We start from the raw sequence: 13,674 nt of genomic DNA on the forward strand, positions 1-13,674 counted from the left end.
CCCGCGATGACGCCAGCCCAGACACCCCCGCTGCATCGGTCCCCCGCAATCCCCTGTGGGAGCGGGCTCTGCCCGCGATGACGTCACCCCAGTCACCCAACCCCTACCGCTGATCCCTTGACGCCAATTTCCCCGCTTTTTTTTCACCCCCACCCCTCAAGTTCCCTGTATCGCGCCCGAAACAATAAGCAAGAGAGATCAAGCAAACGGCTTGCTTTTTCCGGCAGTGGCAGCGTGATGGCAAAAAATTTCGAAATCGCCCTCAAGCAACCTGCGAATCCGACGATAACTAGTACGAAGGTTCTCTAGGCCACTCCCGGCTCTCGCCAGGGCCGGAAGCCGCAGTTAACAACCCACGAGGAATTTTGATCATGTCGTTGACCGTAAACACCAACATCACTTCCCTTGGCGTCCAAAAGAACCTCACCAAGGCTTCCGACGCTCTGTCCACCTCGATGTCGCGTCTGTCCTCGGGCCTGAAAATCAACAGCGCCAAAGACGATGCCGCCGGCCTGCAGATCGCCAACCGTCTGACCAGCCAGATCAAAGGTCTGTCCGTTGCCGTCAAGAACGCCAACGACGGTATCTCCATCGCCCAGACCGCTGAAGGCGCGATGCAGGAATCCACCAACATCCTGCAACGTATGCGTGAACTGGCCCTGCAATCGGCCAACGGCTCGAACAGCGATGACGACCGTACTTCCCTGCAGCAGGAATTCACCGCGCTGTCGGGCGAACTGACCCGTATCGCCAGCACCACCACCTTCGGTGGTCGTAACCTGCTGGACGGCTCGTTCACCAACACCAGCTTCCAGATCGGCGCCAGCGCCAACGAAACCATCTCGTTCGGCATGAGCGACATCAGCGCTACTGGCCTGAAAGGTTCTTACAGCGAAGCCAATATCGCCGGCGACGCTCTCGGTGGTCTGAGTGCTACCAGTACCGGTTCAATTCTTGGCACCGCAACCACTACTGGTACTGCGCGTGCTGAACTCACTACAGGTGGCACTTCTGATCTGGTAGTTGCTGATAAGCTGACGATCAACGGTAAAGACGTTGCTATCACAGCCGGTATGAAAGGCGCAGCACTTGCCACAGCAATCACCACTGCTGATCCAACTGTTACAGCTACCTGGTCCGAAACTGCGGGTTTGAAACTAACCTCTAACTCCGCTATTACCGTAGGTGGTGCTGATGCTGCGAAAGCTGGCTTGACTGCCGGCACTACCGCTGTAAGCAATGCTGCTCCTCAGTCTGGCTCAACCTTGATGGCCTCCGATGGATCGATCACGGTCAATGGCAAAAGTGTCTCTTGGACGGCTGGTACTGGCGTAGACATCGACTCTGTTCTTGGTGATATCAAAGGTCTGGACGGAATCAAAGATGCCACTATCACTGATGGCCGTATCAAAATCACCTCTGAAAACGGTGAGGACATCAAGCTGAGCAATGCGTCCAGCGGATCTTTGGCGCAGTTGGGGCTTACCGCTGGCACTAGTCAGGCTAAGACAACAGCTGACACTTCCATTACCTTGAATGGAGTAGAAGTTAAGTTCGCGTCTGGCTCGACGGCGCAAGACATAGTCTCGTCCATCAACAGCGCTAGCACAGGTGTCACCGCCAGCTTGACTGATGGCAAACTTTCGTTGTTCTCTGACAAAGACATCACCGTTGCTGATGGTAGCGCAGGTACTGGTTTGGCTGCGTTGGGTCTCGAGGATAAAACTGGTGCTACCGCAGTGACCATGGAAACCACTGTGTCTAACCTGAGCATCACCAGCGCCGCCGACTCGCAAGTAGCGATCCAGGCTCTGGACGCTGCCATCCAACAGGTTGACAGCCAGCGCGCCCAGCTCGGTGCCGTACAGAACCGCTTCGACAGCACTGTTTCCAACCTGAACAGCATCTCGGAAAACTCCACTGCTGCCCGCAGCCGTGTACAGGACGCCGACTTCGCTTCGGAAACTGCTGAACTGACCAAGCAACAAACCCTGCAACAGGCATCCACCGCGATCCTGTCCCAGGCCAACCAGCTGCCTTCCGCTGTACTGAAGCTGCTTCAGTAATATCGTGAGTAGTTGAACAACGGAAGGGCGCCCCGGTGCCCTTCCGTTTTTTCGGTTTCAGAGGTGATGGACATGGACATGAGCATCAGCTTCAACCCGTCTTTATCGGCCAAACCCGCACAGGGTAGTGCAGCCTCGACTGCCATGGCCGCGGCGCCCACCAGCGTAGATGCCGGGCAGGTCAAACCCCCTCAGCGGGAAGAATTGCAACAAGCGGTGCAGAAGATTCAGGACTATGTGAAGACCTCACACCGCAACCTGGACTTCTCCATCGATGACTCGACCCATCAGGTCGTGGTCAAGGTCATTGCGACCGATACCGGTGAAGTGATTCGCCAACTCCCTACCGAGGCCGCGCTGAAACTCGCGCAGAGCCTCAACGACGTCAACAGCCTGCTGTTCGATGAGAACGTCTGAGGTTGGCATGATTCATGATGCGTGTTGCTCAAAGGGCGTTCGCCGTCAATAAAGCAACGGGCGTCGCACAAGGAGAATAACGATGGCTTCTACCATTTCCACAAGTACCAGCGGTGCCATCAGCACCAGCGGTGTGGGTTCCGGTATCGATACCGCGTCGATCGTGACGGCTCTGGTGAATGCGGAAACCGCACCCAAGAAGTCGCAGATCACCGCCCAGCAGACGACGACCACTACCCAGTTGTCGGCAGTGGGCACTATCAAGAGTGCTCTGGAGACCTATCGCACGGCGATTGGCAAACTGAGCTCGGAGTCATCGTTCAATGGCCTGACCGGCACTTCGTCGATCACAACGGCGGCCACGGTCACGGTGGACACTGCTGCGTCAAGCGGTACCTATAGCCTGGAAGTTTCTCAGCTCGCGACGTCATCGAAAGTGAGTTCCAGTGTTTTCGCCGATGGTACTACCTCGGTGGTGAACAGCGGCACTGAAGCTACCACGTTGACCATTTCCCAGTCCGACTCCGATTACAACGTATCGGTAGCGGCTGGGGCGACTTTGCAGCAGGTGCGTGACAGCATCAACTCGCAGCTGAAATCTCAAGGCATCAGCGCCAACATCCTGACTGACTCCAGCGGATCGCGTCTGGTGTTGAGTTCCTCAAAGACCGGTGTCGATACTGACCTGACCATCAGCGGCGACTCGGCATTGTCTTCCGGTTTCACGGCCGTGACGACGCCGCAGAATGCCAAGTACAGCATCGATGGCATTGCCATGGAGTCCACCAGCAATACGGTGACTTCCGCGATCAGTGGCGTGACGCTCAAATTGACGGGCACTACCGAAGCCGACAAGCCGTCGACGCTGACAGTGTCCACCAGCGCGGACACGCTCAAGTCTTCGGTCAACTCCTTCATCAGTGCCTACAACGCGCTGATGACGGCCATCAATGGCCAGACCAAGACGACAACCACTGGCGACTCTGTAACCGCCGCAACGCTGACAGGCGACTCGACCATGCGTCAGTTGGTGTCTGCGGTGCGCAACGAGCTGGTGAGCAGCTCGGGCAATGGTCCGATGTCGATGCTTTCTCAGATGGGCATCAACACCGTTCAAACCACAGGTTTGCTGGCGCTGGACGATACCAAGTGGGACAAGGCAGTGGCGTCCAACGCGGCAGATATTGCCAAGGTGTTCACTGACAAGGATGGCCTGGTCGCGCGCATGACGTCGGCCACCGCAGCCTATGTAGGTACTGACGGTATCCTTTCTTCGCGGGTGACCAGTCTGAACGACAAGCTCAGCCAATTGACCGAGTCTCAGGAGGCCCTGACCCGGCGTACCGCAAGCCTCACCACCACCCTTACCGCCAAATACACAGCGATGGACACCCTCGTAGCCCAGCTCAACGCTACCAGCTCCAGTATCATGACCACGCTGAATGCGTTGAATAACAGCGACAACGATTGATGGCGTTGTAACGCGAAAAGCCCGGGCAACCCCCGGGCTTTTCTGTATGTGCCGTCCATTGGACTTATACCAATATGGGTATATATTGGCCTTCTGTTTACAGGGAGTTGATAGGTCGTGAAGTCATTGCTATGGGTGGGCAGCAGCAAGCGTGATCTCCTCGATATGCCCGAGGATGTGCAGGCTGTGTTTGGTTTCGCGCTCCATGTGGCCCAAGAAGGGGGGAAGCATCCGCAAGCCAAGCCGCTGAGAGGGTTTTCTGGCGCAGGCGTTCTTGAAATCGTCGAGGACTTCGATGGAGACGCATATAGGGCTGTCTATACGGTGCGTTTGGGTTCGGCGGTCTATGCGTTGCACTGCTTTCAAAAGAAATCCACGAAGGGTATCGAGACAACGAAGCACGATGTCGAGCTCATCAGATCCCGACTCAGGGATGCTGAAGACCATGCAAAGGGGAAGATCAAATGATTGAGATAGAACAAGGCAGCGGCAACGTCTATGCCGACCTCGGTCTGCCAGACGCCAGCGAAATGCTGGTCAAGGCTCAGCTGGCGTCGAAGATCGGTGCCATCATCAAGGCTCGGCATCTTACTCAGGTTCAGGCAGCTGAAATCTTGGGTATGCCACAGCCGAAAGTGTCGGAAATGCTGCGTGGCAAGTTCCGAGGTATCAGCGAGTCGAAAATGATCGACTGCCTTTCGCGCTTGGGTCGGGATGTGCAGATTGTAGTGAAGGCGGCGCCTCGATCGCGCAAGACCGGGAAGGTTGAGGTGGTGTTCGGCTGAAGGCATTTCGGCGGCGCGGCGGTTCAGGTCGGTCCGTCAGGTGTATATGGCTGTTTGGACGGGCGCCATCGCGGGCAGAGCCCGCTCCCACAGGGTTGGTGGGGTGGCTGGGCGGGCGCCATCGCGGGCAGAGCCCGCTCCCACAGGGTTGGCGGGGTGGCTGGGCGGGCGCCATCGCGGGCAGAGCCCGCTCCCACAAGGTTGCTGGTGCGACGAGGGCTCGGAGGCGGTAAATCTTGTTGTTTCGGTTAAAGTTTTGGCGGTGAAAGTCGACACAGTATTCAAGCGGTACAACTTTCCAATTCGAGTCACGAGGCCACTGCAATGCATCCCATGAGAGCGCTCAACGCTTACCAGAAGGTCAACTCCCATGCTCAGACATCCGAGGCCAGCCCGCATCGTCTGGTGCAGATGCTGATGCAGGGCAGCCTGGATCGCATGGCGCAGGCCAAGGGTGCGTTGAGCCGTGGCGACGTCGCCACCAAGGGTGTGGTGCTGGGCAAGGCAGTGGATATCATCGGCGGTCTGCGTGAAGGTCTGGATGCCGAGAAGGCTGAAAACCCGGACGCGATCCGCGACCTGGACAGCCTGTACGCCTACATGGCGACGCGCCTGACCCAGGCCAACATCAAGAACGACCCACTGATCATCGACGAAGTGGCCAAGCTCATGATCACCGTCAAGAGCGGCTGGGATGCGATCGCGTCCAACGAGTAACCGGGCCTCGGGCCTCAGGAGTTTGTCATGAGTGCACTACAAAGAATCCAGCAAACCCGTCACGCCCTGGTCGATGCGATGCAGGCCGGTGACTGGGAAGCAATCGGCGAGTTGGACATCGAGTGCCGCGCGTGCGTGGACAGTGTATTGCAGGAAGTGCCTGAGGACCCAGTGCAGTTGCGCGGCCACCTCGAAGATCTGCTGGATGTGTACCGTCAATTGCTCAATGTAACCCGTGGCGCACGCCAGGCAGTAGTCGACGAAATGACCCAGATCACCCAAGCACAGAACGCGGCAAAGGTTTACCATCTGTTCCGCTGACAGCCCAATTGCGCCATAAATTTGACTGCAAACGTTTTTTTGACTTTACTAGTGGCTGTTACCATCTTTCTGGCGTCTATCTGGCTGAAACAAAGGCCGAAAACGTCGAGTGCGCCCGCAGCTGGGCATCGAGTTGACTAGGGAAGTTGCTATTGCATGTGGCGTGAAACCAAAATTCTGCTGATTGATGACGATAGCGTTCGCCGCCGTGACCTGGCGGTGATTCTGAATTTTCTTGGGGAAGAAAATTTAGCCTGCTCCAGCAGTGACTGGCAGCAAGTCGTCGATGCGTTGTCCTCTAGTCGTGAAGTGCTGTGCGTGTTGGTGGGGGAGGTATCTTCGGGCAACCTGCAGGGTTTGCTGAAAACGCTCGCTGGCTGGGATGAATTCCTGCCGGTGCTGCTGCTCGGTGATCCTTCGGCCGTCGACCTGCCCGACGACCTGCGTCGCCGCGTGCTCTCCAACCTGGAGATGCCACCCAGCTACAGCAAGCTGCTCGATTCCCTGCACCGTGCCCAGGTGTACCGCGAAATGTACGATCAGGCCCGCGAGCGTGGTCGTCAGCGCGAGCCCAATCTGTTCCGCAGCCTGGTGGGTACCAGCCGTGCCATTCAGCACGTGCGCCAGATGATGCAGCAGGTGGCGGATACCGATGCCAGCGTGCTGATCCTGGGCGAGTCGGGTACCGGCAAGGAAGTGGTTGCGCGCAACCTGCATTACCATTCCAAGCGCCGCGACGCGCCGTTCGTGCCGGTCAACTGTGGCGCCATTCCGGCCGAGTTGCTGGAAAGCGAATTGTTCGGCCATGAGAAGGGTGCTTTCACCGGCGCCATCACCAGCCGGGCAGGGCGTTTCGAACTGGCCAACGGCGGCACGCTGTTCCTCGATGAAATCGGCGACATGCCGCTGCCCATGCAGGTCAAGCTGCTGCGCGTGCTGCAGGAACGTACCTTCGAGCGTGTGGGCAGCAACAAGACCCAGAGCATCGACGTGCGCATCATCGCTGCCACGCACAAGAATCTGGAAAGCATGATCGAGATCGGCACGTTCCGTGAAGACCTCTATTACCGCCTGAACGTATTCCCCATCGAGATGGCCCCGCTGCGCGAGCGCGTGGAAGACATCCCGTTGCTGATGAACGAGCTGATCTCGCGCATGGAGCACGAGAAGCGTGGCTCTATCCGCTTCAACTCGGCGGCGATCATGTCGCTGTGTCGGCATGGGTGGCCGGGCAACGTTCGCGAGCTGGCCAACCTGGTGGAGCGCATGGCGATCATGCATCCGTACGGGGTGATCGGCGTGGTCGAGTTGCCGAAGAAATTCCGCTACGTGGACGACGAAGACGAGCAGTTGGTCGACAGCCTGCGCAGCGATCTGGAAGAGCGCGTGGCGATCAACGGCCATACGCCGGACTTCGCTTCCAGCGCGATGCTGCCGCCCGAAGGTCTTGACCTCAAGGACTACCTCGGCGGGCTTGAGCAGGGCTTGATTCAGCAGGCGCTGGACGATGCCAACGGCATCGTCGCCCGCGCCGCGGAACGCCTGCGCATTCGTCGTACCACGCTGGTGGAGAAGATGCGCAAGTACGGCATGAGCCGTCGTGAAGGCGAGGGTGACGATCAGGCGGATGATTGACGCCTGAGTGTCGCCGAGCTGGCGCGGGATACGCGCCAGCTCGGCTCGTCGTTCGAAGCAGCCGTCCCCATGCGCTGCGCAAGTCCTTGATGTAAAGCGCTTTCGGCGCCTCTTTTGCAGCTCGATACCTTTCTCCACGCGTCCTGACAGCCATCGCGCTTTCATCCGGCACGCCTATTGCTTTTGTCTCTCCAACGATACCGTTTTTGACGGTGAGCCCAGCGAGAGATCCCCATGCCCCAGGCCGCTACCCAGCCCCACGTCCCTCAGCTTCCGGTGGAGTTGGCGTCATCGAGCGTCGAGCAGGAAAGCCGCCAGGGCCTCGAGCATGCGTTTGCCTTGTTCAGCCAGATGTCGACCCAGCTCACCGACTCCTACAGCATGCTCGAAGCGCGGGTGGCGGAGCTCAAGGGCGAGTTGGCGGTGGTCAGCGCACAACGCATGGCGGAACTGGCCGAGAAGGAACGCTTGGCCAACCGCCTGCAGAACCTGTTGGATCTGCTGCCTGGCGGCGTGATCGTCATCGACGCCCAGGGCCGTGTGCGCGAGGCCAACCCGGCGGCGGCCGATCTGCTCGGGCAGCCGCTGGAGGGTGAGTTGTGGCGCGAGGTCATCGCGCGTTGCTTTGCGCCGCGCCGCGACGACGGCCATGAGATTTCCCTGAAAGACGGACGTCGCGTGTCGATCTCGACACGGTCTCTGGATGCCGAGCCCGGCCAGTTGGTGCTGCTGACCGACCTCACCGAAACCCGGCGGCTGCAGAGCGAGGTAGCGCGCAACGAACGCCTGTCGTCCCTGGGGCGCATGGTCGCCTCACTGGCCCACCAGATCCGCACGCCGCTCTCGGCAGCGCTGCTCTACGCCAGCCATCTGACCGAGCAGGCCTTGCCGGTGGAAACCCAGCAGCGCTTTGCCGGACGGTTGAAGGATCGGCTGCATGAACTGGAGCATCAGGTGCGTGACATGCTGGTGTTTGCCCGCGGCGAATTGCCGTTGACCGAGCGCCTGGCGCCGACCGAATTGATGCGTGCCTGGCAGAGTGCCGCCCAGACCAAATTGCAGGGGCATCACGTGCGCTGGCAATGCGACGCCCACGAGGGTGAGTTGCTGTGCAACCGCGACACCTTGGTAGGGGCGCTGATGAACCTGATCGAAAACGCTGTGCAGGCCAGCGCTGGCCCGGCACGGCTCAAAGTCCATCTGTATGGCCGGGGGCAGACCTTGCGCCTGTGCGTCAGCGACGACGGGCCGGGTATGGCGCCCGCCGTACTGGCGCGTCTGGGTGAGCCGTTCTTCACCACCAAAACCAACGGCACCGGCCTAGGCGTCGCGGTCGTCAAGGCGGTGGCCCGCGCCCACCAGGGTGAGTTGCACTGGCGCTCGACCCAGGGCCGCGGCACTTGCGCCACGGTCACGCTGCCGTTGCTGAACCTGCGAGGGATAGCCTGATGAGCGTCAAGGTGCTGTTGGTCGAGGATGATCGCGCCTTGCGCGAAGCCCTGGGCGATACCCTGGAGCTGGGTGGTTTTGAATTCACCGCCGTCGCCTGCGCCGAAGATGCCTTGTTGGCAGTGGCGCGCGAGCCGTTCGGCATGGTGGTCAGTGATGTGAACATGCCCGGCATCGATGGCCATCAATTGCTCGAGCTGCTGCGCGCGCGCCAGCCGCAGCTGCCGGTGCTGCTGATGACCGCTCACGCGGCAGTGGACCGCGCGGTGGAAGCCATGCGCCAAGGCGCAGCGGATTATCTGGTCAAACCGTTCGAGCCGCGGGCCTTGCTCGACCTGGTGACCCGGCACGGCCGGGGCATGGGTGCGGCGGTCGATGACAAAGGCCCGGTGGCGCTGGAACCAGCCAGCGTGGCGCTCCTGGACCTGGCCACGCGGGTCGCGCGCAGCGACTCCACGGTGTTGATTTCGGGCGAGTCCGGTACGGGTAAAGAGGTGTTGGCGCGCTTCATCCACGACCAGTCGCGGCGAGCGCAACAGCCATTCGTGGCGATCAATTGCGCGGCCATTCCGGACAATATGCTGGAGGCTACGCTGTTCGGCCATGAGAAGGGGTCTTTCACCGGCGCCATCGCTGCTCAGGCGGGCAAGTTCGAACAGGCCGATGGCGGCACCTTGTTGCTCGACGAGATTTCCGAAATGCCACTGGGCTTGCAGGCCAAGCTGCTGCGGGTGCTGCAGGAACGCGAGGTAGAGCGGGTAGGGGGACGCAAGCCGATCGCGCTGGATATTCGGGTGGTCGCCACCACCAACCGTGACCTGGCCGGTGAAGTGGCGGCGGGGCGGTTCCGTGAGGACTTGTACTATCGGCTGTCGGTCTTTCCCCTGGCCTGGAAGCCGCTGCGCGAGCGGCGCGCCGATATTCTGCCGCTGGCCGAGCGATTGCTGGCCAAACACGTCAATAAAATGAAGCACGCACCGGTGCGGCTGTCGCCCCAGGCTCGCGAGTGTCTGGTGGGCTATGCCTGGCCGGGCAATGTGCGGGAGTTGGACAACGCCATTCAGCGCGCCCTGATTCTGCAACAGGGTGGCCTGATCCAGGCTGCGGATTTCTGTCTGGTGGGACCGCTCGGTGCGCCGTTGCCGCCGCTGAGCCTGGTGGTGCAGGCCCGGGCGCCCGTCACGCCGCTGGAGGCTCAGGCGCCTGAGGGCTTGCCGAGCGGCGCGCTGGAAGACGACCTGCGCCGGCGCGAATTCGAGATGATCATCGACACGCTTCGCACCGAGCGCGGCCGGCGCAAGGAGGCGGCCGAGCGTCTGGGTATCAGCCCGCGTACATTGCGCTACAAGCTGGCGCAGATGCGTGACGCGGGGATGGATGTGGAGGCCAGTCTGTTTGCCTCGTAGGCCCTGGTGCCGCCATCGCGGGTAGAACCCGTTCCCACCTGGCAGCGGCTGGGGATTGCCTATCCTCCTGTGCGAGCGAGTGCTACCCGCGATAGCCACGCCGGGCTTGCCCCTGCCCGCCCCCGACCCCGATTTGTGAACTCCCCCACACAACTGGCACCCTCCTTGCAAATACCTCTGCAGTGAATGCAGCAGTGTCAAAAAACATACGGCGTCGTACAGGGGACACCAATGAGCCAAGGTATCGAATTCAACCGCTTGATGCTGGACATGCGCGCCATGCAGGCGGACGCCATGGCCCAGCCGAAGGTGGCGGCCGCCCCGGAAGTCGGTTCCAGCAGCTTCGCCGACATGCTCGGCGGTGCCATCAACAAAGTGGCTGACGTGCAGTCGGCTTCGAGCCAGTTGGCCACCGCATTCGAGATCGGCAAGAGTGGCGTGGACCTGACCGACGTGATGATCGCGTCGCAGAAAGCCAGCGTGTCGTTCCAGGCCTTGACCCAGGTGCGCAACAAACTGGTTCAGGCTTACCAAGACATCATGCAAATGCCGGTTTGAGGGCGAATTGAGTCATGGCTGAAGCAGCTACCGATAACGTACCGGCCAAGAATGGCGCTGCCCCTGGGGGCAAGTCGCCATTGATGGGCCTGTCTGTCCTGCAAAACCTGTCGCAGATGACCATGCTGCGTCAGGTCGGCCTTCTGGTCGGCCTGGCGGCCAGTGTCGCCATCGGTTTTGCCGTGGTGCTGTGGTCGCAACAACCGGACTACCGGCCGCTGTACGGCAGCCTGGCCGGCATGGACACCAAGCAGGTGATCGACACCCTGACCACCGCCAATATTCCCTACACCGTGGAGCCCAACTCGGGCGCGTTGCTGGTCAAGGCCGAAGACCTGTCCCGTGCGCGTATTTCCCTGGCCTCGGCCGGCGTGGCGCCCTCCGACGGTAACGTCGGCTACGAGTCGCTGGACAAGGACCAGGGCCTGGGCACCAGTCAGTTCATGGAGACCGCACGCTACCGCCGCAGCCTCGAAGGCGAGCTGGCCCGCACCATCTCCAGCCTGAACAACATCAAGGCCGCTCGGGTTCACCTGGCCATTCCGAAGAGCTCGGTCTTCGTGCGTGACGAACGCAAGCCGACCGCGTCGGTGCTGGTGGAGATGTACCCAGGGCGTAACCTGGACGCCGGCCAGGTGGCGGCCATCGTCAACCTGGTGGCTACCAGCGTGCCGGAACTGAACAAGTCGGGCGTGTCGGTGGTGGACCAGAAGGGCAACCTGCTGTCCGCCCAGTTGGAAAACAACGAACTGACCATGGCCGGCAAGCAGTACGACTACAGCCGCCGCATGGAAAGCATGCTGACCCAGCGTGTACACAACATTCTGCAGCCGGTGGTGGGCAACGATCGCTTCAAAGCCGAAGTCTCGGCGGACCTGGACTTCAGCGCGGTGGAATCCACCTCCGAGCAGTTCAACCCCGACCAACCGGCGCTGCGCAGCGAGCAGTCGACCACTGAGCAACGCTCCAGCAGCTCGGGCCCCTCGGGTGTTCCGGGAGCGCTGAGCAATCAGCCGCCGGCGCCCGCTACCGCCCCGCAGAATGCTGCAGCTGGCGCGGCGGGTGCGGCCGGTGCGATTGCCCCTGGGCAACCGCTGCTCGATGCCAACGGCCAGCAGATCATGGACCCGGCCACAGGCCAGCCGATGCTTGCACCGTACCCGGCCGACAAGCGTCAACAGTCGACCAAGAATTTCGAGCTGGACCGTTCCATCAGCCACACCAAGCAACAGCAGGGTCGCCTGACCCGTCTGTCGGTGGCGGTGGTGGTAGACGATCAGGCCAAGCTCAACCCAGCCGACGGCACCGTGACCCATACGCCGTGGGGCGCTGACGAATTGGCGCGTTTCACCCGTCTGGTACAGGATGCGGTGGGCTTCGATGCCAGCCGTGGCGACAGCGTGACGGTGATCAACGTGCCGTTCGCCCCGGATTCGGCTGAAGTGATCGCGGAGCCGGCGTTCTACAAGGAACCTTGGTTCTGGGACATCATGAAGCAGGTGCTGGGTGTGCTGTTCATCCTGGTGCTGGTGTTCGGCGTCCTGCGTCCGGTGCTGAACAACATCACCGGTGGCGGCAAGCACAAGGGCCTGTCGGACGCCGAGTTGGGAGGTGCTGCGGGCATGGGCGGTATGGCCGCGCTGGGCATGGATGGCGAGCTGGCCAATGATCGTGTCAGCCTGGGTGGGCCGCAGAGCATCCTGCTGCCCAGCCCTACCGAGGGCTATGACGCCCAGTTGAATGCAATCAAGAGTTTGGTGGCCGAAGACCCGGGCCGTGTCGCGCAGGTCGTGAAAGAGTGGATCAACGCCGATGAGTAGTTCACAAGCAATGGCGCCGAAGCTGTCCAAGGTCGACAAGGCCGCGATTCTGCTGCTGTCCCTGGGCGAAACCGACGCCGCCCAGGTGCTGCGGCACATGGGCCCCAAAGAAGTCCAGCGTGTGGGTGTGGCCATGGCGCAGATGCGCAACGTGCACCGCGAGCAGGTCGAACAGGTGATGAGCGAGTTCGTCGCCGTGGTGGGTGACCAGACCAGCCTGGGCGTGGGTTCCGATACCTATATTCGCAAGATGCTGACCTCGGCGCTGGGCGAAGACAAGGCCAATGGCTTGATCGACCGAATTCTGATGGGCGGCAACACCAGCGGCCTGGACAGTCTCAAGTGGATGGAGCCGCGCGCCGTGGCGGACGTCATCCGCTACGAACACCCGCAGATCCAGTCCATCGTAGTGGCTTACCTGGACCCGGACCAGGCCGGCGAGGTGCTTGGGCATTTCGAGCACAAGGCACGGCTCGATATCATCCTGCGCGTGTCCTCGCTCAACACCGTGCAGCCGGCGGCGTTGAAAGAGCTGAACACCATCCTGGAGAAACAGTTCGCCGGCAACTCCACCACGGCCCGAACCACCTTGGGCGGTGTCAAGCGCGCCGCCGACATCATGAACTTCCTCGACAGCTCGGCCGAGGGTCAGCTGATGGATTCGATCCGCGAAGTGGACGAAGACCTGTCCGGTCAGATCGAAGACTTGATGTTCGTGTTCAACAACCTCAAGGATGTCGACGACCGTGGCATTCAGGCGCTGCTGCGCGAGGTGTCTTCGGACGTGCTGGTGGTGGCGCTCAAGGGTGCCGATGAGGGCGTGCGCGAGAAGATCTTCAAGAACATGTCCAAGCGTGCCGCCGAACTGCTGCGCGACGACCTCGAGGCCAAAGGCCCGGTGCGGGTCAGCGACGTGGAAACGGCGCAGAAGGAAATCCTCACCATCGCTCGGCGCATGGCCGAGGCCGGAGAGATCGTGCTGGGTGGCAAGGGTGGCGAGGAGATGATCTAATCGCCCGTTTTTGCGGT

Annotated in this window: 13 protein-coding genes; all 13 read left to right on the forward strand. The window is 60.9% G+C overall.

The window, feature by feature from the left end:
* Nucleotides 1-371: 371 nt before the first annotated feature.
* The 13 genes from B3397_RS20345 to fliG all read left to right on the forward strand — a co-directional run bounded on the left by B3397_RS20345 (nt 372) and on the right by fliG (nt 13,657).
* A complete protein-coding gene (locus tag B3397_RS20345; protein ID WP_296253530.1) occupies nt 372-2,066 on the forward strand; it encodes a flagellin in 1,695 nt (564 codons plus the stop codon).
* A 72-nt stretch (nt 2,067-2,138) separates the two neighbouring features.
* A complete protein-coding gene (locus B3397_RS20350) occupies nt 2,139-2,483 on the forward strand; it encodes a flagellar protein FlaG (RefSeq protein WP_296253532.1) in 345 nt (114 codons plus the stop codon).
* A gap of 82 nt (nt 2,484-2,565) precedes the next feature.
* The gene (gene fliD / locus B3397_RS20355; protein ID WP_296253533.1) at nt 2,566-3,954 is read left to right on the forward strand and encodes a flagellar filament capping protein FliD; all 1,389 of its coding nucleotides are present in this window, start codon (nt 2,566-2,568) and stop codon (nt 3,952-3,954) included.
* A gap of 165 nt (nt 3,955-4,119) precedes the next feature.
* Complete coding sequence (locus B3397_RS20360) at nt 4,120-4,422, forward strand: type II toxin-antitoxin system RelE/ParE family toxin (RefSeq protein ID WP_296253624.1); 303 nt, start codon at nt 4,120-4,122, stop codon at nt 4,420-4,422.
* The gene (locus B3397_RS20365; protein WP_296253535.1) at nt 4,419-4,739 is read left to right on the forward strand and encodes a helix-turn-helix domain-containing protein; all 321 of its coding nucleotides are present in this window, start codon (nt 4,419-4,421) and stop codon (nt 4,737-4,739) included. Before B3397_RS20360 ends, B3397_RS20365 begins: the two co-directional genes overlap by 4 nt.
* A 324-nt stretch (nt 4,740-5,063) precedes the next feature.
* Nucleotides 5,064-5,456 carry a flagellar export chaperone FliS gene (gene fliS / locus B3397_RS20370; protein ID WP_296253537.1) on the forward strand — a complete coding sequence of 131 codons (393 nt, stop codon included), beginning with the start codon at nt 5,064-5,066 and terminating at the stop codon, nt 5,454-5,456.
* A gap of 27 nt (nt 5,457-5,483) precedes the next feature.
* Nucleotides 5,484-5,777, forward strand: coding sequence for a flagellar protein FliT (locus B3397_RS20375; protein WP_296253539.1), 294 nt, complete (start codon nt 5,484-5,486; stop codon nt 5,775-5,777).
* 156 nt (nt 5,778-5,933) lie between these two features.
* On the forward strand, nt 5,934-7,412 hold the full coding sequence (locus B3397_RS20380) for a sigma-54 dependent transcriptional regulator (RefSeq protein ID WP_296253541.1): 1,479 nt from the start codon (nt 5,934-5,936) through the stop codon (nt 7,410-7,412).
* A gap of 234 nt (nt 7,413-7,646) precedes the next feature.
* Nucleotides 7,647-8,861 carry a sensor histidine kinase gene (locus tag B3397_RS20385; RefSeq protein WP_296253543.1) on the forward strand — a complete coding sequence of 405 codons (1,215 nt, stop codon included), beginning with the start codon at nt 7,647-7,649 and terminating at the stop codon, nt 8,859-8,861.
* On the forward strand, nt 8,861-10,267 hold the full coding sequence (locus tag B3397_RS20390; protein WP_296253545.1) for a sigma-54-dependent transcriptional regulator: 1,407 nt from the start codon (nt 8,861-8,863) through the stop codon (nt 10,265-10,267). The genes B3397_RS20385 and B3397_RS20390 overlap by 1 nt, the downstream gene beginning before the upstream one ends.
* 231 nt (nt 10,268-10,498) lie before the next feature.
* Nucleotides 10,499-10,825, forward strand: a complete 327-nt coding sequence (fliE, locus tag B3397_RS20395; protein WP_296253546.1) for a flagellar hook-basal body complex protein FliE — start codon at nt 10,499-10,501, stop codon at nt 10,823-10,825.
* A 14-nt stretch (nt 10,826-10,839) separates the two neighbouring features.
* On the forward strand, nt 10,840-12,645 hold the full coding sequence (gene fliF / locus B3397_RS20400) for a flagellar basal-body MS-ring/collar protein FliF (RefSeq protein ID WP_296253548.1): 1,806 nt from the start codon (nt 10,840-10,842) through the stop codon (nt 12,643-12,645).
* Nucleotides 12,638-13,657 (forward strand): flagellar motor switch protein FliG, encoded by a 1,020-nt coding sequence (fliG, locus tag B3397_RS20405; RefSeq protein ID WP_296253550.1) that lies wholly within the window; start codon nt 12,638-12,640, stop codon nt 13,655-13,657. The genes fliF and fliG overlap by 8 nt, the downstream gene beginning before the upstream one ends.
* The last annotated feature ends 17 nt before the right edge of the window (nt 13,658-13,674 follow it).

Source organism: Pseudomonas sp. UBA4194 (assembly GCF_002379585.1).
Lineage (GTDB): Bacteria > Pseudomonadota > Gammaproteobacteria > Pseudomonadales > Pseudomonadaceae > Aquipseudomonas.

What these genes read in the sequence shown, in the direction of transcription:
- fliE (WP_296253546.1), top strand. Translation starts at nt 10,499, where the DNA reads ATGAGCCAAGGTATCGAATTCAACCGCTTGATGCTGGACATGCGCGCC.
- fliS (WP_296253537.1), top strand. Translation starts at nt 5,064, where the DNA reads ATGCATCCCATGAGAGCGCTCAACGCTTACCAGAAGGTCAACTCCCAT.
- B3397_RS20350 (WP_296253532.1), top strand. Translation starts at nt 2,139, where the DNA reads ATGGACATGAGCATCAGCTTCAACCCGTCTTTATCGGCCAAACCCGCA.
- fliG (WP_296253550.1), top strand. Translation starts at nt 12,638, where the DNA reads ATGAGTAGTTCACAAGCAATGGCGCCGAAGCTGTCCAAGGTCGACAAG.
- fliF (WP_296253548.1), top strand. Translation starts at nt 10,840, where the DNA reads ATGGCTGAAGCAGCTACCGATAACGTACCGGCCAAGAATGGCGCTGCC.
- B3397_RS20365 (WP_296253535.1), top strand. Translation starts at nt 4,419, where the DNA reads ATGATTGAGATAGAACAAGGCAGCGGCAACGTCTATGCCGACCTCGGT.
- fliD (WP_296253533.1), top strand. Translation starts at nt 2,566, where the DNA reads ATGGCTTCTACCATTTCCACAAGTACCAGCGGTGCCATCAGCACCAGC.
- B3397_RS20385 (WP_296253543.1), top strand. Translation starts at nt 7,647, where the DNA reads ATGCCCCAGGCCGCTACCCAGCCCCACGTCCCTCAGCTTCCGGTGGAG.
- B3397_RS20375 (WP_296253539.1), top strand. Translation starts at nt 5,484, where the DNA reads ATGAGTGCACTACAAAGAATCCAGCAAACCCGTCACGCCCTGGTCGAT.
- B3397_RS20360 (WP_296253624.1), top strand. Translation starts at nt 4,120, where the DNA reads ATGCCCGAGGATGTGCAGGCTGTGTTTGGTTTCGCGCTCCATGTGGCC.
- B3397_RS20345 (WP_296253530.1), top strand. Translation starts at nt 372, where the DNA reads ATGTCGTTGACCGTAAACACCAACATCACTTCCCTTGGCGTCCAAAAG.
- B3397_RS20380 (WP_296253541.1), top strand. Translation starts at nt 5,934, where the DNA reads ATGTGGCGTGAAACCAAAATTCTGCTGATTGATGACGATAGCGTTCGC.
- B3397_RS20390 (WP_296253545.1), top strand. Translation starts at nt 8,861, where the DNA reads ATGAGCGTCAAGGTGCTGTTGGTCGAGGATGATCGCGCCTTGCGCGAA.